Source organism: Rhodococcus sp. no. 34 (assembly GCF_054589475.1).
Map to the genome: position 1 here is coordinate 244,825 of NZ_BAAILK010000035.1, position 22,486 is coordinate 267,310.

The window sequence follows — 22,486 nt, forward strand, 5'->3', positions numbered from 1 at the left end:
CCCCGGTCACTTCCAAGAGAAAACGGGTACGGGCCGCGATCGGGTGCGCAATCCGGATAGCCACCGCGCTGTACGGATCGACCGAAGCCTGCGCCCGCCGTACGTTCGTCTTCACTCCCGGCGCGAGTCGCCCACTACTTCCCTCCCGCACTTCGCGGCACTCTCACTCAACCGCCATCCGACAAGGAGGTCCGGTCATGGAACAAAATCAGCTTCGAGGAATCTTCGGTCAATTCGCGAGCGGCGTCACCGTCATCACCTGTACCAATGCCGACGGTCAACCACACGGAGCCACGGTCACCGCATTCACGGCCATTTCCCTGGAACCACGGCTGTGCCAGATCACGATGACTCGCAAGTCCAAGGCGTGCGGCTACCTCGGCAACGCGCCGTTTGCGGTCAACATCCTTGCCTCCGACCAAGTGGACACGGCCATGCATTTTGCCGGCCGACCGCAGCGCACCGAACCGAGGTGGATCGACGGACCGACCGCTCCCCTGCTCGACGGCGCCGCAGCAACCATCTCGTGCGTCCCGTGGAGGGAGTACGACGGCGGTGACCACATCATCTTCATCGGCGAGATCGTCGACGCTCAGTCGAGTGGCAAGGATCCGCTTCTGTTCTACCGAAGCACTTTTCACGATCTAGGCGCTACCTCGTCGACCACAGTCTGGAACGGAAGTCAGGACGACCCCCACAGCGGCTGGTTCGACGCCACCACTTCGTTCACCCCGATTCATCTTCAGCCCGCACCCCAAACGATCTGAAAGGCTTTGCCATGACGACCACCGAAATTCCTCCCACCGGCGTCGATCCCGCAGATTCCGGAGCGCCACAGGTCAATCCGGCCGCCGACTGCGAAGCCAACCGTACGAAGAACTTCGCCACCCGACCGATGACCGGTGACGAGTACATCTCGAGCCTGCAGGACGGCCGCGAGATCTGGCTTCACGGTGATCGCGTCAAGGACGTCACGACGCACCCCGCGTTCCGGAATCCGATCCGCATGACCGCGAGGCTGTACGACGCTCTGCATACGGGCGAGCACGTGGACGCCTTGACCGTTCCGACGGACACGGGCAACGGCGGTGTCACCATGCCGTTCTTCCGCACTCCGACGTCGTCGGCCGATCTGCTCAAGGAACGCGATGCCATAGCGACGTGGGCTCGTATGACCTACGGCTGGATGGGCCGTTCCCCCGACTACAAGGCGAGTTTCCTGGGCACCCTCCACGCCAACAAGGAGTTGTACGCACCGTTCCAGGACAACGCCGAACGCTGGTACCGCGAATCGCAGGAGAAAGTTCTGTACTGGAACCACGCGATCATCAATCCCCCGGTGGATCGCCAACTTCCACCGGACGAGGTCGGTGACGTCTTCATGAAGGTGGAGAAGGAAACCGACGCAGGTTTGATCGTCAGCGGCGCCAAAGTGGTCGCCACCGGATCGGCGATCACGAACTACAACTTCATCGCTCACTACGGTCTGCCGATCAAGAAGAAGCAGTTCGCCCTGATCTGCACGGTACCGATGGACGCGCCGGGTGTGAAGCTGATCTGCCGCACCTCGTACACCGAACATGCTGCGGTGATGGGCAGTCCGTTCGATTATCCGCTGTCGAGTCGCATGGACGAGAACGACACCATCTTCGTCTTCGACAAGGTGTTGGTTCCGTGGGAAAACGTCTTCATGTACGGCGACGTCGACCGGATCAACGCATTCTTCCCTCAATCAGGCTTCCTGCCGCGCTTCACCTTTCAGGGCTGCACTCGCCTGGCCGTCAAGCTCGACTTCATCGCCGGACTGTTGATGAAGGCACTCGAAGCCACCGGCGCCGGCGGCTTCCGCGGAGTCCAGACCCGTGTCGGTGAGGTGATCGGGTGGCGAAACCTCTTCTGGTCGTTGACCGAATCGATGGCACGCGATCCCGAACAGTGGGTCGGCGATTCGGTGATCCCGAAGCTCGAGTACGGCCTCACCTATCGAATGTTCATGATCCAGGGGTACCCGCGGATCAAGGAGATCATCGAACAGGACGTCGCGTCGGGCTTGATCTACCTGCCTTCGAGTTCACTCGACTTCAAGAGCCCGGACGTGCGTCCGTACCTCGACAAGTACGTTCGCGGTTCCGACGGCATCACCGCCGTCGACCGCGTGAAAGTCATGAAGGCGCTGTGGGATTCGATCGGGACCGAGTTCGGCGGCCGACACGAACTCTACGAGCGCAACTACTCCGGCAATCACGAGAACGTCAAAGCCGAACTGCTGTTCGCAGCCCAGAATCGTGGACACGCAAGTTCCATGAAGGGACTGGCCGAGCAGTGCCTGAGTGAATACGACCTCGACGGCTGGACGGTCCCTGACCTCATCGGCAACGACGACGTCTCGTTCTTCAAGAACCGGTAATCCCCTCGGCAGGTAGGGCGGACTCGCGATGTCGAGTCCGCCCTGCTCGTCGTCTTCAGCAGGCATGGCCCATCAGCAGAATTCGACGAACACTGCACCCTTGGTCAGGACTAGGCAATTGCCTAGTGTGACCCGAGACACACGATGTCAAGGTGAATTCAGTACCGGACGCAGCCCCGTCCGGAAAGCGGGTCCCACCGATTTGGTCCGACAGCCCTCGGCTTTCTCGGTAGGCGCCCACTCTTATCTGGAGGACACCCATGACGGATATGTTGGATGCTGCCCGCGGCACCGACCAGTTCGCGAACATCCGCGCCGCCCTCGACGACGTGCTCGTCGAGGACCCGGAGACCGGCCGCTACCAGGTGCGGCGCAGCGTCTTCACGGACGAGCAACTGTTCGAACTCGAGATGACGCACATCTTCGAAGGCAATTGGATCTACCTCGCGCACGAGAGCCAGATCCCGAACGTCGGCGACTACTTCACCACCTACATGGGCCGTCAGCCCATCGTGATCACCCGCAACAAGGACGGCGAATTGGGTGCGCTGATCAACGCATGCAGCCACCGCGGTGCGATGCTCTGTCGCCGTAAGACCGACAACCGAACCACCTTCACCTGCCCGTTCCACGGCTGGACCTTCAACAACAGCGGAAAACTCCTCAAGGCCAAGGACGCTCGCACCGGTGGCTATCCAGAGCAGTTCAACAAAGACGGCTCACACGACCTGACCAGGGTGGCGCGGTTCGAGAACTATCGCGGCTTCCTCTTCGGCAGCCTCAACCCCGACGTGCTGCCACTCGAAGAGCACCTCGGTGACACCACGAAGGTCATCGACATGATCGTCGATCAGTCACCTGACGGACTCGAAGTTCTGCGCGGTGCATCCACCTACACCTACGACGGCAACTGGAAGTTGCAGACCGAGAACGGTGCCGACGGCTACCACGTGTCTTCGACGCACTGGAACTACGCCGCTACCACCGCTCGCCGCACCGCCGGTGAATCGTCCAACGAGACCAAAGCCATGGACGCCGGCACCTGGGGGAAGCAGGGCGGTGGGTACTTCTCGTACGACTACGGCCACCTCCTGCTCTGGATGTGGTGGGGCAATCCCGAGGACCGACCCCTGTTCGAACGCAAAGCAGAACTGGAGGCTCAGTTCGGTTCCAAGAAGGCCGAATTCATGGTCGGTGCGTCGAGGAACCTCTGCCTGTACCCGAACGTCTACCTCATGGATCAGTTCAGCAGCCAAATCCGGCACTTCCGTCCGATCTCCGTGGACCAGACCGAAGTCACCATCTACTGCATCGCGCCCAAGGGAGAGAGCGCCGAAGCGCGCAGCAACCGCATCCGTCAGTACGAGGACTTCTTCAATGCCAGCGGTATGGCCACCCCGGACGATCTCGAAGAGTTCCGTTCCTGCCAGAAGACCTACCAGGCAGCCGGAGCCCCGTGGAACGACCTCAGCCGTGGTGTCACACGACAGATTCCCGGTCCGAACGACGTCGCGAAGGATCTCGGCATGAATCGCGTGCTCTCGAGCGGAGCCAAGACCGAGGACGAAGGCTTGTATCCCATTCAGCACGGGTACTGGCGCGACGCCATGCTTGCGGCCGTAGATGCCGAGCAAGCCGCTTCCAACCGGACCATCTGAGGACGATCACCATGACTGTCACCACCACCAATGCCGTCGCCCTCGAAACAGTGCAGCAGTTTCTCTACCGTGAGGCTCGCTATCTGGACGATCGCGAGTTCGAGAAGTGGATCGAGTGCTACCACCCCGATTCCGAGTACTGGATGCCCGCATGGGCGGACGACGGCGAGCTGACCACGGACCCGGCCGCAGAGATCTCCCTGATCTACTACCCGAATCGGGGCGGTATCGAGGATCGCGTATTCCGAATCAGGACTGACCGTTCCAGCGCGACAAGCCTTCCCGAGCCCCGCACCGGTCACAACATCACCAACGTGGAAGTGATCGAAGAACGCGGCTTCGTCGTCGACGTCCGCTTCAATTGGTTCACGCTGTACTTCCGCTACAACACAGTCGACACCTACTTCGGCACCTCGCACTACACGATCGACTTCTCGGGCGAGCAGCCGTTGATCATGAAGAAGAAGGTAGTCCTCAAGAACGACTACATCCATCACGTGGTCGACATCTACCACTTCTGACACGACTTCCCTTCGAATCGAGCTGTTTCCCATGAGCATTCAAGCTGCGCCGACCTTTCAAGTAGCCCTGAGTTTCGAAGACGGCATAACCCGCTTCGTCGAATGCAACACCGACGAGACCGTCGCGGACGCGTCGTACCGCGCACGAATCAACATTCCGCTCGACTGCCGCGACGGAGCTTGCGGCACCTGCAAATCACTCTGTGAGTCAGGCACTTTCGACGCCGGCGACTACATCGAGGAGGCCCTGACGGACGACGAGGCCGAGCAGGGATACTGCCTTCCTTGCCAGATGGTGCCGGAATCTGATCTCGTGCTGCAGATTCCCACCACGTCGGCGGTCGCCAAGACCACTGCCGGTTCGTACACGTCCACCATCACCGAGATCATTCGCCATTCGGATTCCACGGTGGGTTTCACCGTCGCAGTCGACAACCGCGCAGATCTGGTCTTCCTCCCCGGTCAGTACGTGAACATCCTCGTTCCCGGAACCGAAGCGACGCGGTCGTACTCGTTCAGCTCCGGCCCTGAGGTCGAGTCGGCGTCGTTCCTGGTCAAGATCACCCCGGGTGGTCTGATGTCCGAGTATCTCAGTCAGCGTGCGCAGGTAGGCGACACTCTCGAATTGACCGGACCGATGGGTAGCTTCTTCCTCCGGTCAGGTCAACGGAGAGCCCTACTGCTTGCCGGTGGAACCGGCTTGGCCCCGCTGCTCTCCATACTGGAGAAGATGCGTACCGAAAGCTCCACTCGGCCCGTCCATCTGGTCTACGGCGTCAGCTCCGACACCGATCTCGTCGAACTCGACAAACTGCACGACTACGCGGAGTCTCTACCCCAGTTCACCTTCGACTGCTGCGTATCCGATCCCGACAGCACAGCACCGAACAAGGGCTATGTCACGGGCTTGATCGAGCCCGATCACCTCGACGACGGCAACGTAGACGTCTACCTGTGCGGCCCGCCGCCGATGGTCGAAGCCGTACGTCTGCACTTCAAGGACGTATCGATCACACCCACGAACTTCTACTTCGAAAAGTTCAACAATGCGGCAGCACCGGCTGATTCACCGGCAGCCTCGGCCGAAGAATCAGCTGCCGGCACGTACGAGATCGGTGAAGAACATCTGCCGGTCGCGGAGTCGGACGCACAGTTCGACGCTCGGATGGCCCTCGAACTCGGAGCAATGGAACTCACGATCGGCCGCCTCACTCCAGCACAGTTGACGGAGTACCGCATTCTGGCGGAGAACTCGGCTGCTTCCATCGACCGCGATCACTTCACGGACGCAGCGGCATTCACCGAAACCAATGCCCTGTTCCACGACTTCCTCTTCCGCTGCACCGGAAACGAAGTGCTCCTGCAGGCATACCACCGTCTCGAGGTCACACAACTGATGAACCGAGTGCTCCGCACCGCCGATTGGGTGGACGAACATGTTGCGGAGGATCACTCACGTATCGTGAGTGCATTCGAGCAGAATGATCGCGCCGCGGCCCGTAATCTGATCGTCCAGCACAGCGAACACGCCAAGTCGACGATGCACCGCGCCATCACTGACGCTCGGGAAAGTGTGGCGTCGTGAGCACGAGATTCTTCGCCGGCCGGTTCGACGACCGGGTCGTGGTCGTCACCGGAGCGGCTCAGGGGATCGGGCGCAGCGTTGCCGAAAGAGTTTCCGCAGAAGGCGGTTCCGTCGCGCTTGTGGATCGAGCTGAACTGGTTCACGACATCGCGACACCGCTGGAGCGTTCCCATTCGGTGACCGCGGATCTCGAGACGTTCGAAGGCGCCCAGAATGCAATAGATTCCGCATTGGAGCGCTTCGGACGCATCGACGTCCTGGTCAACAACGTCGGTGGGACCATCTGGGCCAAACCCTACGAGCACTACACGCCGCAGCAGATACAAGCCGAGGTCGCACGATCACTGTTCCCCACGCTCTGGACGTGTCGCGCCGTACTGCCCCATCTGATCGAGCAGGCGAGCGGCACCATCGTCAACGTCTCCTCGGTCGCCACCCGCGGTGTCAACCGTGTTCCTTACGCGGCGGCCAAGGGCGGGGTCAGCGCGATCACCGCTGCACTGGCGATGGAAGTCGCGCAGTACGGAATACGCGTCGTGGCAACCGCTCCCGGCGGAACCGAGGCGCCACCACGCGTCGTGGCACGCGGGCCGGGTGCCGAGACCGACGAAGAGAAGGCCTGGTACCAGCAGATCGTCGACCAGACCGTCGACTCGTCGCTACTCAAGCGTTACGGCACCCTGGACGAACAGGCTGCTGCTATCACTTTCCTTGCCTCCGAAGAGGCTTCGTATGTCACCGGAACGGTTCTGCCCGTCGCCGGTGGCGACCTCGGCTGAATCCAGCCTCCCCCGATTCCTGATCTCTCGAACGGAGATTCGCCATGTCCTCGATCGAACGTGGTTCCTGGGCCAGTGCCCGCCATCGCTCGTCAGTGTTGTGGGTGGTCACCATCGCCGCCATTGCTATTCTGTTCGACGGATACGACCTGGTCGTGTACGGCACGATCCTGCCCGTACTCATGGACGACCCCAGCCATATCGGCACCTTGACCGCATCTCAGGCCGGCGCGTTGGGTTCGTATGCACTCGTCGGAGTGATGGTCGGCGCACTGACGTGTGGAGCGATCGGCGATCACTTCGGTCGCCGAAAGATGATGCTGGTCAACATCATCTGGTTCTCGGTCGGAATGGCACTGGCAGCGTTCGCCACCAGCATCACCACCTTCGGTCTGCTGCGGTTCTTCACCGGCATCGGTGTCGGTGGGCTTGTCGCCACCGCCGGAGCCATGATTGCCGAGTTCGCGCCGCCGGGACGCCGCAATCTGTTCAACGCCATCGTCTACAGCGGTGTCCCGGCCGGTGGCGTCATGGCTTCCGTCCTGGCGATCGTTCTCCGTGATTCCATCGGATGGCGCGGACTGTTCCTCATCGGCGCCCTGCCATTGGTGTTCCTGTTCCCACTCGCCTGGTTCAAACTGCCCGAGTCTCCCGCGTGGCTGATTGCTCGCGGACGTGTCGACGAAGCTCGCGCCATTTCCTCGAAAACCGGAATTCCATTGCCTGCCGGTACAGATCGACCCAACGACGCCGTAGCCGAGAAGGTCGGCTTCCGAGCGTTGGCGAGCAGACAATATGTCTGGGGCACCGCGCTTCTCGGCCTCATGAGCTTCGCCGGCCTCCTCCTGACCTACGGACTGAACACCTGGCTGCCCAAGATCATGGAAAGCGCGGGATACAACGCGAAGGGTTCGCTCTCGTTCCTGTTGGTACTCAACGGCGGTGCCATCATCGGTGGACTTCTCGCCTCCAAGATCGCGGACGTCACCGGTCCGCAGCGGGTTGTCGCAACCACCTTCGGCCTGGCCGCACTCGCCCTGCTCCTGTTCACATTCGGGTTCCCGCTTCCCGTACTCCTCGCCTCCGTTGCCATCGCGGGTGTCGGAACCATCGGTACTCAGGTTCTGATCTACGGATTCGTGTCCAACTACTATTCGACGGCCGCTCGGGCCGCAGGTGTCGCGTGGTGCGCCGGATTCGGACGTCTGGGCGGGATATTCGGGCCACTGATCGGTGGAAGTTTGATCAGCGCCGGAATCAGTTCCGAATCGGCGTTCTACGTCTTCGCCGGCATCGCGGTGCTGGGCGCCATCGTCACCTTCTTCGTGCCGAAGCAAGCACCCGACCTGGGTGCCACTGCACTTCGATCCGATGGAGACCGTGCCGAAAAGCAAACCCGTGGTGAGCCCGGCGTTACGGTAGTCGGGTGACACTTCGTGACCTGTTGCTCGGCCGAGAACGCGAGCTCGCCGTTCTCAGCCGAGCCTTGGCCGCGGCAGAGACAGGAGTGCCGACTCTCGTGCTGGTCGAGGGCGATGCCGGTAGCGGTAAGTCCACTCTCGTCGACCGGTTCGCCGAAATCTCTTCCGCTCATACGCTCCGCCGCGCTCGTGGGCTGGAGTGGGAATCGAACACTGCCTTCGGAGTGATCGAACAACTACTCGAACGTCCGGTTTCCAACTCGGACCCGGTCGCCGTTGCACACGAGATCGTCGACGCAGCGGAGCAACTGACCCTGATCGTCGTCGACGATGCCCATCACAGCGATGTCAGCTCGCTTCAGGCAATCACCTCCGCCCTCCATCGAGGCCGAACGGCACCACTGCTCTTCGTCCTCGTCGCCGAGGAAACGCCGTTCCTGCGCGAGGATGTCAGGCAAATTCTCGACCTGCACTGGTCGACGCGTTTGCACATCAGCCCGATCGACGCACCCGTCATCATCGACATCGCCCGGATGCGAAGCGGAATCGATCTCAGTTCCGGCGCCGCGCTTGCCCTTCAGGACTTCACCGCGGGCAACACACTCGACATCGTCTCGCTTCTCGACGAGCTGCCACCTACCTATTGGACCCAGTGGCACCGAACTTTGCCCGTACCTCGCCATCGTGCAGTGTCGATCGCCGCCGCCCTCGCTACGTGTTCGGCGGGAGCACGAACGTTGATCGAAGCTGCAGCAGTTGTCGGGCGCAGCACGACGTTGTCGCATCTTGCTCAGCTGGCCGAAATCGACGACGTGGTCGGCGCCTTGGACAGCGCCTTCGCCAGCGGCCTCCTTTCTGTCCACGAGCAGCACGGCAGCACCGAGGTGTCACTGAGCAGCACGATGGTCACGGCCGCAGTGCGCGGGGCGTTGGGACCCGCGCACTTGCATCTGCTGCACACACGCGCAGCCGAGATCGCTTGGGGAGAAGGTGAACGGCTTTTCCACCTTGCCGCTGCCAGCACCACCCATGACGAGGACCTCGCCGCCGAACTCGTTGCGTACGCATCACTACGAGCATCCGACGGCGCGTGGTCGGAAGTCGCCGACGCCATGGTCACGGCAAGCCGTCTCACCACGGCCCGAACCGAACACGAGGACCGACTGCTCCGCGGAGTCGACGCGCTGACCGGATCGGGTGACATCCCCCGCGCCATGGTCTTCGTGCCGGAGATCGAGAGTATTTCGCGCGGGCCTCTCCGCGACGCCGTCCTCGGCTACCTCGCCATCCATAGAGGGCGACCGACCGAGACCGCCGATCTTCTGACCAGAGCGTGGGACAGCTGCAGCGTGGATCGTGAGCCAGGCATCGCTGCGATGATCGCCCAACGAATGGTCCTGCATTCTCTGGCTCGGCTCGATGGCACGGCGCTCGTCGAGTGGGTTGACCGCGCAGTCGAATTGGTGGGCCCTTCCGATCCCGCAGCAGTGGAGTCCGAAGCGATCAAGGGTCTCGGGCTCGGCGCTACCGGAAGAACCGAGAATGCGCTCGCGGCATACGCCGAACTCTCCGATCGTGTCCGCCCCGGAGCCCAAGCACAGCGCTTCCAGATGGGACGCGGATGGCTCGAGCTTGCGTTGGACCACCCGGAGTCCGCCAGACGCGACCTCGAAAGTGCGGTGTCCACAGAGTTTTCCAGTGGTTCGGCAAGAATCTCACTGTGGGCACAGGCCTGGCTCGCCCGCACTCAATTCGCTCTCGGCGCCTGGGACGAAGCGCTCTCGACCGTCGAGGGCGCCGGTGCCGAGGTGGATCGGTTCGAGATCGAGATCATCCGGCCGTTGGTCCACTGGTCGGGAGCACAGATTCACGCTCTGCGCGGCAACTGGGAACTGGCCCGTGGCCATGTGCGACGTGCGTACGCCGGCATTCACGCCTACGAAATCATGTATGTTCCTGCACTTCTCGCCAGGGCCCAGGTTGCCGAGGCCGCCGCCGACTACGCCGAAGTTCTGGTGGCGCTGGCTCCGCTCACCTCGAGCAAGGCGCAACAATGGCTCGACGAGCCGGGCTTCTGGCCGTGGGTCGATCTCTACGCCAATGCATTGGTCATGGTCGGGCGAGCTGATGATGCCGACGCCTTTCTGCAACCACACGAGCAGACCGCACGACGTCGTGAGCACCGCTCAGCTGCGGCACGTCTCGGCTACGTTCGCGGCCGGATCCACGGCGCACGGGGCGAACTCGACTCGGCAAGAGAAAGTTTCGATGCTGCACTACTCGGCATCGAGACGCTGCCGCTCCCCTACGACCGAGCCCGAATCAATTTTGCCTACGGCCAAACTCTCCGCCGGGCGGGGAAACGCGCGGAGGCCGACGTCGTCCTCCGCGCCGCCCGCGAGCTGTATCACTCGTTGGGCGCCGCTACTTACGTCGAGCGCTGCGAGCGCGAACTCCGCGCGGGCGGGTTGAACCTCTCGCGGACGGAGAAGGGAATCACCGACCTGACCCCGCAAGAACGAGCCGTCGCCGACCTTGTCGCAGCGGGCAAGTCCAACAAGGAAGCTGCCGGCGAATTGTTCCTCTCCGTCAAGACCATTCAATATCACCTCACGCGCGCGTACGCGAAACTCGGACTGCGATCACGGAGCGAACTCGCGGCTTTGTTCCGCGACCGCGGGCTTTCGGATCCGCATCAGGAGAACTGAGAACATGCCGGACACTTCGACGACCGCGCCCGTTCGCGTCGTCACCGAGCCACTCCCGCAACCGCTCTACGGCCCGAAGCGGGTCTTGCGCGACTTCGGCGGAACGTCCATTGCCAACGGAATCATCGGCATCGTCTTCTCGGCCACCGGGCCGGTGGCGGTCATTCTCGCTGCGGGGTTGGCGGGTGGACTGAGTCAAGCTCAATTGGCCTCTTGGCTTTTCGGTGCCTTCTTCGTCAACGGCATTCTCACCATCACGGCTTCCTGGCTGTACCGGCAGCCGCTGGCCTTCTTCTGGACGATTCCCGGAACCGTTGTCGTCGGAGCGTCGTTGGAGCATCTGCCGTGGGAGCAAGTGCTCGGAGCGTTCTTCGCGACCGGCGCCCTGATATTGCTGTTGGGATTGACAGGGTGGGTCACACCGATCATGGCCGCATTACCCTTGCCCATCGTAATGGCAATGGTGGCAGGTGTTTTCCTTCATTTCGGAACCGATTTGGTCGAAGCGCCTGCCCACGACGCGGTGATCGCCCTGCCGATGATCGCCACCTTTGTCGCTCTGAGCGTGTTCACCAAGCTGGGAAGATTCGTTCCGCCCGTTCTCGGCGCGTTGATCGTCGGCGTGGTCGTGATACTCGCGGCCGGAAGATTCAACTCCGCCGGCGACGCTCATGAGTGGCTGGCGCATCCGATGCTGACCACGCCAACCTGGTCTTGGCAGGCGATGATCGAACTGGTTGTACCGCTGGCGATCACAGTCGTCGTCGTGCAGAACAGCCAAGGAATCGCAGTCCTCCGCGCAGCGGGTCATCAACCGCCGATCGGGGCAGCAACGGTTGCCTGCGGCGTGTTCTCACTCGTGAACGCGACGGTGGGTTGTGTCTCGACGTGCCTGACCGGGCCGACGAACGCATTGCTCACGGCGTCGGGAGAGCGGACACGCCAATACACCGCCGGAATCTTCTGCGGCTTACTCGCCGTCGTCTTCGGACTGTTCGCCCCGACTTTCGTCGCGATGATGTTGGGAACTCCGACGGCATTCATCGTCACTCTGGGTGGTCTGGCCATGCTCAAGGCCTTACAGGGAGCCTTCGTGACCGCATTCGGCGGGAAATTCACCTTCGGCGCTTTGATCGCGTTCCTCGTGACGATCTCCGACATCGAACTACTCAATATCGGAGCCGCTTTCTGGGGACTCGTCTTCGGGGTCATCGCCTCGCGCATGCTCGAACGAGCCGACTACACCTGACATGCGAATATTCGCATACTCGACTTTGACAATCATTTACATTAAGCAGTAGATCTATACCCATGCACCTCAACACCCGCATGTCGCGGCGCCTCACCCTTGCCACATCAGTGGGCCTCTCACTCGCCCTCGTTACGGGTTGCTCGTCCGACAACAAGGACTCCGCCCAGTCCGAAACCACAACCACGACGTCGGCCGCACCAACCGAACAGGCCTCGGCAACACCACGTCTCGCCGTGTCGTACGACGGCGGCGTCCTGGTGCTGGATGCAACTTCCCTCGACGTGGTCGGCGAGACCGAGATCGACGGCTTCACCCGACTCAACCCGGCCGGCGACGGTCGCCACGTCATGATCTCTGCCGGCGAAGCATTCAAGGTGCTCGACACCGGCACGTGGTCTTCGGCTCACGGTGATCATTCTCATTACTACACAGCCGATCCCGCGATGTCCGAGGTCGAGTTCGCAGCCACCGAGCCCGGACACGTCGTACGCCATGCCGGAAAGACGGTCCTCTTCAACGACGGCTCGGGACTGGTCGAGATCTTCGACCCGGTTCAGTTGGCGAAACGTCAGCCCCGCGTCGAGACGTACACCACCCCGGAACCCCATCACGGCGTCGCGGTCGCACTTGCCGACGGCAGTCTGTTGACGACAATCGGAAATTCGGAGTCCCGCAACGGCATAGCTGTCCTCGATGCCGACCGCAAGGAAATCCTGCGCAACGAACAGTGCCCCGGTGTCCACGGCGAAGCAGTCGCTGCCGGCGAAGCCATCGTGCTGGGCTGCCAGGACGGGTTGCTCGTGTACAAGAACGGAGCGATCACCAAGGTCCAGAGTCCGGATGCATACGGCCGCATCGGAAATCAGGCAGGCTCGGAGGAGTCGGACATCGTGCTGGGTGATTACAAGACCGACAAGGACGCCGAACTCGAACGTCCGCAACGGGTCTCGCTGACCAACACGACGACGTCCGAACTCAAGCTCGTCGACCTCGGCACCAGCTACACCTTCCGCTCACTCGGCCGCGGACCACACGGAGAGGCACTGGTGCTCGGCACCGACGGCGCCATCCACGTCATCGACCCGAACACCGGCGTCGTCACCAAGAAGATCGCCGTCATAGACGCATGGACCGAGCCCACCAAATGGCAAGAGCCCAGGCCCGCGCTCTTCGTAGAAGATCACACCGCTTACGTCACCGACCCAGCGTCGAAGAAGCTGATCGCAGTCGACCTCGAGGACGGCAGCATCCTGACCGAGACCACCCTCGATCACGCCCCGAACGAATTGACCGGCGTAACCGGCTGATTCAGATCCTCACCTCAGGCCCCCATCTCACACCGAGATGGGGGCCGGAGCCGTTCTCGTCCTTCGCCTACTGACCAGGGAATCTCGATACCCAGGCAGTCCTCGAGGTGCTACGACGCGCACCTCGGACAATCGGAGCTGTTGTCGCCCAGCTCTGCCGGAGCTGAACGATGGGCAGGACCACGACTGACCGCGGCACGAGTCAGCGTGGAATAACTTTCCGCAGAGGTTCGTTGTAGAGGGTGTCGGTGTTCGGTTCTTTGCCCCGGGTACCACCCCAGAATTGCCACTTCGAGTGGCCACTTGCCGAGAGGCGCAAGACGGGCACCGACGCGCTGGAGCCGCTGGACACCTTTCGGTGCCAGCGGCTTTGTCGTCTGAATGATCAGGCCGGGTTTTCGCCGGCAGCGACGTCGAGGATCCACGTCACCCCGAACGCATCGGTGAGCATGCCGAAACCGGGGCTCCACGCCGCCGCGGCAAGACCCCCGATGATCGATGCACCAGCAGAGAGTTTGGCCCAGTAGTTCTGCACCTCTTCGAGGGTTTTGCCGCGAACCGAGACGAAGAACGGTTGGTCGGTGATCGTGGTGCCGTTCTCGCGGTGTGTCGAGCCTGCGTTGCCGGCCGAGCCGCCCGACTGTCCAGGGATGTCGTATGCCATCACACAGAAGCCGTCCTCTGTCTCCACCTGGCCGAACACGACGTTCTCAGCGCCGGGCACCTCCTTGGGCATCCCGAAGTCGCCGTAGGTTGCGATCGTGACCTGGCCACCGAAGACGGACTGGTAGAACTCCAGAGCCGCGCGGGCGTCTCCGCGGAAGTTGAGGTGGGTCGTTGTCTTGATGCTCATGTCTGCTCCTGGTACGAACGTCGCTCGGGTTTTCCCTGACAACGTCGACTCTCACAGCCGTATAGGACTGTTTTCGTCCTAGACTCGTCGTAGTCTCACCGCATGGCGACCACCACTCGACTCTTGAATCTGCTGTCCCTCTTGCAGACGAGACGCGACTGGCCGGGCGCTCTACTCGCCGAGCGGCTCGACATCAGCCATCGCACGGTCCGCCGCGACATCGACCGGCTCAGGGAGATGGGTTACCGCATTGCGGCGACCATGGGCCCGGACGGCGGATACCGACTCGACGCCGGCAGCGAGCTGCCACCCCTGCTGTTCGACGACGATCAGGTCATCGCATTGGCAGTTGCGCTGCAGGCGGCGACGCTGACCGGCGTCGGTATCGAAGAGGATGCGGTTCGAGCGTTGACCACTGTGCGGCAAGTGATGCCGTCGCGTCTGCGCCATCGCCTCGACGCGCTCACGTTCACCACGATTTCGGCCGGCTCCGGCGACGCAGACTCCGTGTCCCCAGAGGTGCTCGTAGCAATTTCCGCTGCAGTCCGCGCTCGCGAGGTGTTCCGCTTCGATTACTCGAACGACCACTCAACCGACAACAGCGAAATAACACCCCCGCGCCGAGTGGAGCCGCATCATCTGGTGACCTCCAAGCGTCGCTGGTACCTCGTCGCGTGGGATCTCGCGCGAGACGACTGGCGAATCTTCCGCGCCGATCGCATCACCCCACGCACCCCGAACGGTCCCCGGTTCACGCCGAAGGAAATCCCCGGCGGCGACGTCAGCGAATACGTTTCCGCGCGCTTCAAAGGATCGGAACATATCAACAATTGGCCGTGCCATGGCAAGGTCGTTCTCCATCGACCAGCCAGTTATGTTCTTCCCTTTGTCGGGGACGGAATCGTCGAAGATCTTGGCCCCGAGCAGTGCAGTCTCGAAGCCGGATCATGGTCTTGGACGGCGCTGGCAGCCTCCTTCAACCGATTCGACACCGACATCGATGTCGTCGGCCCGGCAGAACTTACCCACGCTTTCGCACAACTCGCCGCCCGCAACGCCGCGACTGCTGCGAGTTAGTCAGTCGTCTCGAATGAGATCCAGGTCTCCAACACAACCGTGCGCCCGCGGGTTCGTGATAGCTTTCAAGTCCTCAGAGGACCTGAGGACTTGAAGACCTGAACGAAGGGATGCCCAAGGAGATGAAGAAGGGGCAAGTTGCATTTCTCACCGGCACACACGTCGTGAACGATCTGTACCAGGGGGCTGTGCCTGCACTGTTGCCGTTCATGATGCTCGAACGCGGATATTCCTATTCCGCGGTCGCCGGAATCACGCTCGCCGCGACCGGACTATCCAGTGTCGTGCAACCTGCATTCGGCATGCTGGTCGATCGAAAGAGCCGAAACTGGTTGGTACCGACAGGTTTTGTGACGGCCGCAGCAGGCATTGTCGTGGCAGCGATGAGCACCACCTACATCGTCACTTGGCTGGCAATTGCCGTGGCCGGCATCGGCATCGCCGCATACCATCCTCCCGCCACAAATTTGGCGCGCGCGGCTGGAGGTCATTCACAGAAAGCCATGAGCGTGTTCTCCGTGGGCGGTACGTTGGGCGCCTCGCTGGCGCCACCGTTTGTCACGCTCGTGGTTGGCTCACTCGGTTTGTCCGGCGGCTATCTACTCGCAGTTCCTGCAGCGGTGGCGGCTATTTGGTGGATGGTCGCCCAGTCGCGATCGGTCAACACGGGTGCGGCCGAGTCAGCCCAGTCGTTGAGTGCGCAACTGGCAGCGAACGGTCCCGTGTCAGACGATTGGCGCTCGTTCACACGACTCGTGCTGGTAACGGTCTGTTGGTCAATTCCGTACGTGACCACACTGTCGTTGGTCTCACCGTTCGTGCTCAACGCACTGAACGGATCGTCCTCGAGCGCTGCAATCGTGTTGTCCTCCTTCACATTGGCAGGAGCGGCCGGAACGCTACTGGGTGGAGTCCTCGCGGACCGTCGTGGTCGACGCGCATCCATCCGACTCGGCTACCTGCTTGCGGTACCTTCACTGGCGCTGCTCGCTGCCGCTCCGAACGTTGCAGTTGCCGAATTGGGAATCGTCTGTCTCGGATTTGCTATGTTCCTGCCCTTCGCGCCACAGGTGACATTGGCGCAGGACTACCTACCGAATCGCCCCGGCACAGCAAGTGGGGTGACACTCGGACTCGCGATGTCCGTGGGAGGCATCGCATCTCCACTGTTCGGCTACCTGGCAGATCACTTTGGACCGCGCATGGCGATCGGGGCGACAACTGCAGTGCTGTTCGTCGGCGCCGTCATCGCATTCACCTTGCGCGATCGACGCCTCGACCCGGAAGACGAGACGGAGCGCGAACTGGACGTCATCGCCCTTCGATAAACCAAAAGACGGCCCCGTAGTCTGAAGATTCATCGGAGGACATGAAGTATTACTCGGTGAGCCGCTCCATTGCGGTTCACCGAGTCAGTCAGGAGCAGTCACATGGCAGTGCGCCAGATCAAGCAGCAGTCGCTGGTACAGAAAGCCGCGGACGAACTTGCGCGCCTCATCGGCGACGGCGAGTGGCCGGTCGGGACCAAAATCCCGAACGAGCAGGATCTGAGCACACTCCTCGGCGTCGGGCGTTCGACCGGCAGGGAAGCCGTGCGTGCACTGATTGCGTCGGGACAGCTCTACTCTCATCAAGGATCCGGCACCTACGTCATGTCCTCGACTCCGGTCACAGAACTCGAGCGAGAACTCAAACGCTCGGACCGCCGCGAAGTCTACGAAGTACGCAGACTCCTGGAAGTGGAAGCGGGCCGCCTGGCTGCCATGCGCCGAACTTCGGCCGACGTCGATCTGTTACAGGCAGCACTCGAAGCCCGTGAAAATGCCTCGACACCAACAGAATTTGTCGACGCTGACATGGAACTACATCGTGCCGTGGTGAATGCTGCGCACAACAGCGTGTTGTCGATGGTGTTCGATTCATTCATCGAAACGCTCCGCAACTCGGCCCTGGACGTGATCACCGACGTCGCGGCGCGAGACCCCGAATCGATCGACGACGAAGCCGCAGCCCACCGAGATCTGGTGGAAGCCATCGTCGCGGGTGATGCCGACGCTGCCAGCGCGGCAACGCGCAGGAACATGGACGGGCTCGACTGACCCTCTCTATCGTTGTCAGGCATGACGTCCACATCGCTCCCTCCACGGGGTCTCCGGATCGGTCTGTCCGCCATCGCGTGGCTAAACCTGCTCTCTGCGCTCGTAGGAATGGCGGGCCTGACGATCGGCGGCGGGATGGGCCTGCCTCCTGAGTGGATCGAGGGAACCGTCTTCCCTTCATATTTCTGGCCCGGAATCCTCCTCGGCGTTGTCGTCGGAGGCATCCAGGCCGCCGCACTCTTCGCTCAGCACAACAGGTTCCGTCTGACGTGGGGCCTGCACGCGGCCGCCGGCCTGACCATGATGATCTGGATCTTCGTCGAGATCGCCATCGTTCTCGCCTGGTCGCCGCTGCAGGGCATCTTCTTCACCACCGGACTAGTCCAGACGATCCTCGCCGTTCTCGCACTCGGCGCCTGGCCCCGTCCCTTCCTTCAACGAACCGACAGCAAGCAGCGTGAGTGACGAATTATATTGGGGCAGAGGGCCACTAAGGAACGACCTCGACACTCTCCTTCACACCCATCCAGCTCGACCCCCGACCGTCAACTGAAATCTGTTCAGCCGATGAGGTCTTTCGAGAAGTTCAGCGAGTCGAAAGACCTGTTCGCTACGAGTTCCAACTGTCTCTGTGTTGCACCGTCTCGGGCACGCTGAGACATGCCTTGGATGACTACACCGATGAACTCTGCAAGGTCCTCGGGATCGGAATCAGCGGGCAAAAGCCCGTTGGCGATATCGGCTGCGATCCTCTGAGACAGCAATGCCACGTTGGCATTTCGCATGTCGCGCAATCGTTTTGCTATGTGACTGTTGGCGTCGGTCACGCTGACCGCCGCGCTGATGATCAGACAACCACCCGGACAAGACCCGTCGGTGTAATGGGACGCCGCGTCATTCAAGAGGCGGCGAATCAATTCGGATGCCTCGCGCTCTTCTGCGAACGCCCGGTCCATGAAGTCGCCGCGAGTCGCGTTGTAGTGATCGACGGCGGCAAAGAACACTCCTTCCTTACCGCCGAAAGCGCTGTAGAGACTCGGTGGATTTATCTGCATCGCAGCAGTCAACATGGCAACGGATGTCCCCTCGTAGCCGTGCTCCCAGAAGGCATACATCGCCTTGTCCAAGGCCGCGTCTACGTCGAACTTCCGCCCTTGTCCCGGCACCCCGGCCATGCAACCTCCCAATCCACAGCATCTACCGATCCAAATGTGATCTATTCTACTCTTGTAGCGATCACTATGCGAATGTCCTACTGTTTTCCTCGAAAGTTCATTTCGTTCACTGAAGTACCGCCGTACTGCTGACACAGCTCGCGAACGCTCTTTCACACCGTCTAGGGGGATCGACATGCGTAGTGCCGCTTCATTCAAACTGGGTCTCAGCCACAGCGCGGCCACCGATTCGACATGGAAGGTCGAAGCGGTCAAACAGGTCGAGTATCACGTGATTGCCGCACGAAATCTGTTCGCCAAGGACAGCACTCGACTACTCGACGGGTGCAGCGCAGCGTCGCTACACCGCGGAGACCGACGCTTGATCATCATCGACGCGAACGTCGACCGAATTCACGGGGATAGAATTCGAGGCTACTTCGAACACCACGGAATACGAGCATCCTTCGTACCGATGCGAGCCGACGAGACGGTCAAAGAGTGGGGTTCTGCGGTGCGGGTGGTCGACGCGATGAACGGATTCGGCATCGACCGACGCAGGGAGCCGGTAATCGCGATCGGCGGGGGTGTTCTACTCGACATTGTCGGTTTCGCCGCGAGCGTCTACCGCCGCGGAACGCCGTACATCCGGGTCCCCACCACACTGATCGGCCTCGTCGACGCCGGGGTCGGCGTCAAGACCGGAGTCAACTACGGCATGGGCAAGAATCGACTGGGGACGTATGCACCGGCCCTGGCAACTTTTGTCGACCGAGCATTCCTGCGTACCCTCGACAACCGACACTTGTCCAACGGCCTTGCCGAGATACTCAAGATGGCCTTGATCAAATCCCTCGACCTCTTCGAACTGCTGGAAATCTTCGGGGAACGATTGATCGATGACAGGTTTCAGGGCTCTTCCGACGAACTCGACACAGCAGCAACACAAGTCATCGCCGAGTCGATCCACCTGATGCTCGAGGAACTGCAGCCCAATCTGTGGGAATCCTGCCTCGAACGCTGCGTCGACTACGGCCACACATTCTCGCCCACGCTCGAGATGGAAGCACTACCGGAACTTCTGCACGGTGAAGCCGTCGCTGTCGACATGGCATTGACGTCTGCACTGGGTTATTTGCGGGGAAGTATCAGTGAAGCTGAACTTGATCGCGTCCTGACTGTAATGAGGCGCCTCGGCCTTCCCACCTGGAACGACGTCTTGTCCACACCGGGCGTCCTCGGCGCCGCATTGGCCGACACAGTGCGTCATCGGGACGGGCGGCAACGGCTGCCTTTGCCGGTCGGGATCGGTGGACACCACTTCGTCAATGATGTCACGATCGACGGAATCAACTCTGCCTCCGCCCTTTTGAACAGGAAGAGCGACGAGCTACGCGTCCGTGAGACGTCGGTGACGAAGGTCGCGTCATGAGGTGGGGCGGCCTCTACATCGAAGGCTTCGGCTCATACCTACCGGACAGGCGGGAACAAGCCGCCGACATGGTGACCGAAGGACGGTTCGATCCCGTCGAACAGCAGAAGACCGGACAGACTTCGGTTGCAGTGTCGGACCCTGATATCGGCGAATCCGCGCCGGAGATGGCAGTCTTCGCAGGCAGAGCTGCGTTGGCCGACAGCGGAATCAGCAGCAACGAAATCGACCTACTCGTGCATGCAGTAGTTCTGCACAACGGCCTGGAGGCGTGGAACTGCGGCGCCTACATTCAGAACGAACTTGGCATCGACGACTGCCTGCCGATCGAGATCCGAACAGCCTGCGCCGGAGCAATCGTCGGAATCGAACTGATCGGCCGCTGGTTCGACGGACACGGCAAAGGCCTGGTAACTGCATCCGACGCTTGGCGTCTCCCCCTGTTCGACCGGTGGAATTCCGACAGCGGTCTCGCCTACGGAGACGGCGCGGCCGCTGCTGTCATCGGCCCGGATCCGGGTCCCTTTCGTATTCTTTCGACTTCCGTAGTCACTGATGCACACCTCGAGCAGATGCACCGCGGGCACGAGCGCACAAGCATGCCTGTCTACGGCACCGCCGACCCGATCGATCTCCGAGCACGGGTGGGGGGCTTCACCGAGACTCACTCCATCGACGAGTTCTGGTCACGCAACGCGGCCGCTCTGTCTCGATGCGCTGAAACAGCTTTGGGTGATGCCGCCACTCATCACGGTGACATCGACACCTGGATCGTACCGAATTTCGGCAACGTCCTGCTCCGCAAACAATGTTTCGAGCCACTGAAGATCCGCGCCGAGCAGACCTTGGTCGAACTCGGCCGAACCATCGGCCACACCGGTGCTGCCGACCCACTACTGGGCCTCGACCTGCTCCGCCGCAGGAAGTCCCTGCACCCCGGAGACCGAATCATGCTCACCGGCATCGGCGTCGGGTTCACGTGGGGATGCGCAGTCGTCGAATACACCGGATACGAGAAGGGATAAGCCATGGTGGTCGAAACTCCGCACGAAGTGACGACAACGGCTCGCTCTACCAACGCGAATGTCGCCATAATTTGGATGCTCCTGGCAGTGTTCGGCGTCGGCACTGTCGAATACCTTGTGGCCGGTGTACTTCCGGACATATCCACCGACCTCGGGGTCAGCAACTCCACGGCCGGACTGCTCGTCACCATCTATGCAGTCACCGTGGTCATCGGTGGCCCCTTGCTGACCATCGCTACCACCAGGGTGCCACGGACACCTCTGATCGCCGCTCTGATGGGCCTCTTCGTCATCGGCAACATCGGAACTGCGCTGGCACCGAACTTCGCAACAATGGTGGTATTTCGGATCATCACTGCTCTGCCACACGCGACGTTCTTCGCTCTGTGCCTGGTGCTGGCGACGTCGTTGGTGGCGCCTCAATTCCAAGGGCGTGTGATCGCCCGCGTCACCCTCGGACTGAACCTGGCGACGGTCCTCGGTGTCCCCTTGGGAACTCTCATCGGTACACAACTGGGATGGCGCTGGTCTTTTGCGATCATCGCCGTTTTCCAACTGCTGGTCACCGCTGCGCTGATCGCCTCGACGCGCAACGCCGCTCCCTCGCACCAGACCGGCAACGTCAGCTCAGAGCTACGGGTGTTCACCCGGGGCCCAGTTCTGTGGGCGATCGGGCTGACCGCTCTCAGTCAGGCAGCACTTTTCGTGGTGTTCACCTACATCTCGCCGTATCTCACCGAGCATGCCGGCATCTCGGTGTCGACGGTGACGGTGGTGTTGTTCGTATTCGGCGTCGGGTCTGTTGTCGGCAATCAACTCGGTGGTTACTACGCGGACAAGGACCTGGACAAAACGCTGTACATCGCGTTGACCGCGCTCGCGTTGGCACTTCTCGCTCTCTTCGTCTTCGGCGGAACGTCTTGGTTTGCCTTCGCCTGGATGTTCGTACTCGGTGCTACCGGTTTTTCCATTATTCCGCCGCTCGCCTCGAAACTCATCGGTGCTGCAAGCGAAGCCCCGCACCTTGCTGCCACTGTCAACATTGCAGGATTCCAACTTGCGAATGCTGCCGGCGCGTGGATCGGCTCGATCGCTCTGTCCGGCGGCAACAGCGTTGCAGTCCTGCCTGCTATCGGGGCAGTCCTCGCGGCGGGCGCAGTACTGCTGCTGTTCGTCAGTCGGCGCACTGCTCGGAGCGTGACGTGAAA

The 22,486-nt window shown here is 61.5% G+C and carries 19 protein-coding genes; 17 read left to right on the forward strand and 2 right to left on the reverse strand.

Annotated features, from left to right (window positions below):
- Positions 1-197: 197 nt before the first annotated feature.
- The 10 genes from ACYP01_RS14340 (at position 198) to aztD (ending at position 13,638) form a co-directional block, all read left to right on the forward strand.
- Entirely contained in the window at positions 198-767 is a 570-nt protein-coding gene (locus tag ACYP01_RS14340; protein WP_007729773.1) for a flavin reductase family protein, read from the forward strand.
- Positions 768-778: 11 nt separating this feature from the next.
- Complete coding sequence (locus ACYP01_RS14345; protein WP_003939685.1) at positions 779-2,407, forward strand: 4-hydroxyphenylacetate 3-hydroxylase family protein; 1,629 nt, start codon at positions 779-781, stop codon at positions 2,405-2,407.
- 260 nt (positions 2,408-2,667) lie between these two features.
- On the forward strand, positions 2,668-4,065 hold the full coding sequence (gene benA / locus ACYP01_RS14350) for a benzoate 1,2-dioxygenase large subunit (protein WP_459680692.1): 1,398 nt from the start codon (positions 2,668-2,670) through the stop codon (positions 4,063-4,065).
- 11 nt (positions 4,066-4,076) lie between these two features.
- Entirely contained in the window at positions 4,077-4,586 is a 510-nt protein-coding gene (gene benB / locus ACYP01_RS14355) for a benzoate 1,2-dioxygenase small subunit (RefSeq protein WP_003939939.1), read from the forward strand.
- 31 nt (positions 4,587-4,617) lie between these two features.
- A complete protein-coding gene (gene benC / locus ACYP01_RS14360; protein ID WP_459680694.1) occupies positions 4,618-6,171 on the forward strand; it encodes a benzoate 1,2-dioxygenase electron transfer component BenC in 1,554 nt (517 codons plus the stop codon).
- Positions 6,168-6,950 (forward strand): 1,6-dihydroxycyclohexa-2,4-diene-1-carboxylate dehydrogenase, encoded by a 783-nt coding sequence (locus tag ACYP01_RS14365; protein WP_064443639.1) that lies wholly within the window; start codon positions 6,168-6,170, stop codon positions 6,948-6,950. Before benC ends, ACYP01_RS14365 begins: the two co-directional genes overlap by 4 nt.
- A gap of 44 nt (positions 6,951-6,994) precedes the next feature.
- Entirely contained in the window at positions 6,995-8,380 is a 1,386-nt protein-coding gene (locus tag ACYP01_RS14370; RefSeq protein ID WP_459680696.1) for an MFS transporter, read from the forward strand.
- Positions 8,377-11,079: a helix-turn-helix transcriptional regulator gene (locus ACYP01_RS14375; RefSeq protein ID WP_459680698.1), complete on the forward strand. Its 2,703-nt coding sequence runs from the start codon at positions 8,377-8,379 to the stop codon at positions 11,077-11,079. The genes ACYP01_RS14370 and ACYP01_RS14375 overlap by 4 nt, the downstream gene beginning before the upstream one ends.
- Positions 11,080-11,083: 4 nt before the next feature.
- Entirely contained in the window at positions 11,084-12,328 is a 1,245-nt protein-coding gene (locus ACYP01_RS14380; RefSeq protein WP_003940258.1) for a benzoate/H(+) symporter BenE family transporter, read from the forward strand.
- Between the two features lie 62 nt (positions 12,329-12,390).
- Positions 12,391-13,638 carry a zinc metallochaperone AztD gene (gene aztD / locus ACYP01_RS14385; protein WP_459680700.1) on the forward strand — a complete coding sequence of 416 codons (1,248 nt, stop codon included), beginning with the start codon at positions 12,391-12,393 and terminating at the stop codon, positions 13,636-13,638.
- Positions 13,639-14,023: 385 nt separating this feature from the next.
- Here the strand turns inward: aztD and ACYP01_RS14390 are convergent, their stop codons facing one another.
- Positions 14,024-14,491, reverse strand: a complete 468-nt coding sequence (locus ACYP01_RS14390) for a VOC family protein (RefSeq protein ID WP_459680702.1) — start codon at positions 14,489-14,491, stop codon at positions 14,024-14,026.
- A 102-nt stretch (positions 14,492-14,593) separates the two neighbouring features.
- On the opposite strand from ACYP01_RS14390, the gene ACYP01_RS14395 reads away from it, so the two are divergent.
- The 4 genes from ACYP01_RS14395 (at position 14,594) to ACYP01_RS14410 (ending at position 18,132) form a co-directional block, all read left to right on the forward strand.
- Positions 14,594-15,568, forward strand: a complete 975-nt coding sequence (locus ACYP01_RS14395; RefSeq protein WP_314682440.1) for a helix-turn-helix transcriptional regulator — start codon at positions 14,594-14,596, stop codon at positions 15,566-15,568.
- 122 nt (positions 15,569-15,690) lie between these two features.
- Positions 15,691-16,896, forward strand: a complete 1,206-nt coding sequence (locus ACYP01_RS14400) for an MFS transporter (RefSeq protein WP_285183567.1) — start codon at positions 15,691-15,693, stop codon at positions 16,894-16,896.
- A gap of 102 nt (positions 16,897-16,998) precedes the next feature.
- The gene (locus ACYP01_RS14405) at positions 16,999-17,667 is read left to right on the forward strand and encodes a FadR/GntR family transcriptional regulator (RefSeq protein ID WP_003939850.1); all 669 of its coding nucleotides are present in this window, start codon (positions 16,999-17,001) and stop codon (positions 17,665-17,667) included.
- Between the two features lie 21 nt (positions 17,668-17,688).
- Positions 17,689-18,132, forward strand: a complete 444-nt coding sequence (locus ACYP01_RS14410; protein WP_459680705.1) for a hypothetical protein — start codon at positions 17,689-17,691, stop codon at positions 18,130-18,132.
- A 95-nt stretch (positions 18,133-18,227) separates the two neighbouring features.
- On the opposite strand, the gene ACYP01_RS14415 is transcribed toward ACYP01_RS14410, so the two are convergent.
- Entirely contained in the window at positions 18,228-18,842 is a 615-nt protein-coding gene (locus ACYP01_RS14415) for a TetR/AcrR family transcriptional regulator (RefSeq protein WP_459680707.1), read from the reverse strand.
- Between the two features lie 175 nt (positions 18,843-19,017).
- On the opposite strand from ACYP01_RS14415, the gene ACYP01_RS14420 reads away from it, so the two are divergent.
- From ACYP01_RS14420 to ACYP01_RS14430, 3 genes are read left to right on the forward strand one after another with little or no spacing between them, the layout of a single operon-like run.
- Positions 19,018-20,253 (forward strand): sedoheptulose 7-phosphate cyclase, encoded by a 1,236-nt coding sequence (locus ACYP01_RS14420; RefSeq protein ID WP_021345782.1) that lies wholly within the window; start codon positions 19,018-19,020, stop codon positions 20,251-20,253.
- On the forward strand, positions 20,250-21,278 hold the full coding sequence (locus ACYP01_RS14425) for a 3-oxoacyl-ACP synthase III family protein (RefSeq protein WP_459680710.1): 1,029 nt from the start codon (positions 20,250-20,252) through the stop codon (positions 21,276-21,278). The genes ACYP01_RS14420 and ACYP01_RS14425 overlap by 4 nt, the downstream gene beginning before the upstream one ends.
- A gap of 3 nt (positions 21,279-21,281) precedes the next feature.
- Positions 21,282-22,484 carry an MFS transporter gene (locus tag ACYP01_RS14430; RefSeq protein ID WP_459680713.1) on the forward strand — a complete coding sequence of 401 codons (1,203 nt, stop codon included), beginning with the start codon at positions 21,282-21,284 and terminating at the stop codon, positions 22,482-22,484.
- Positions 22,485-22,486: the final 2 nt, after the last annotated feature.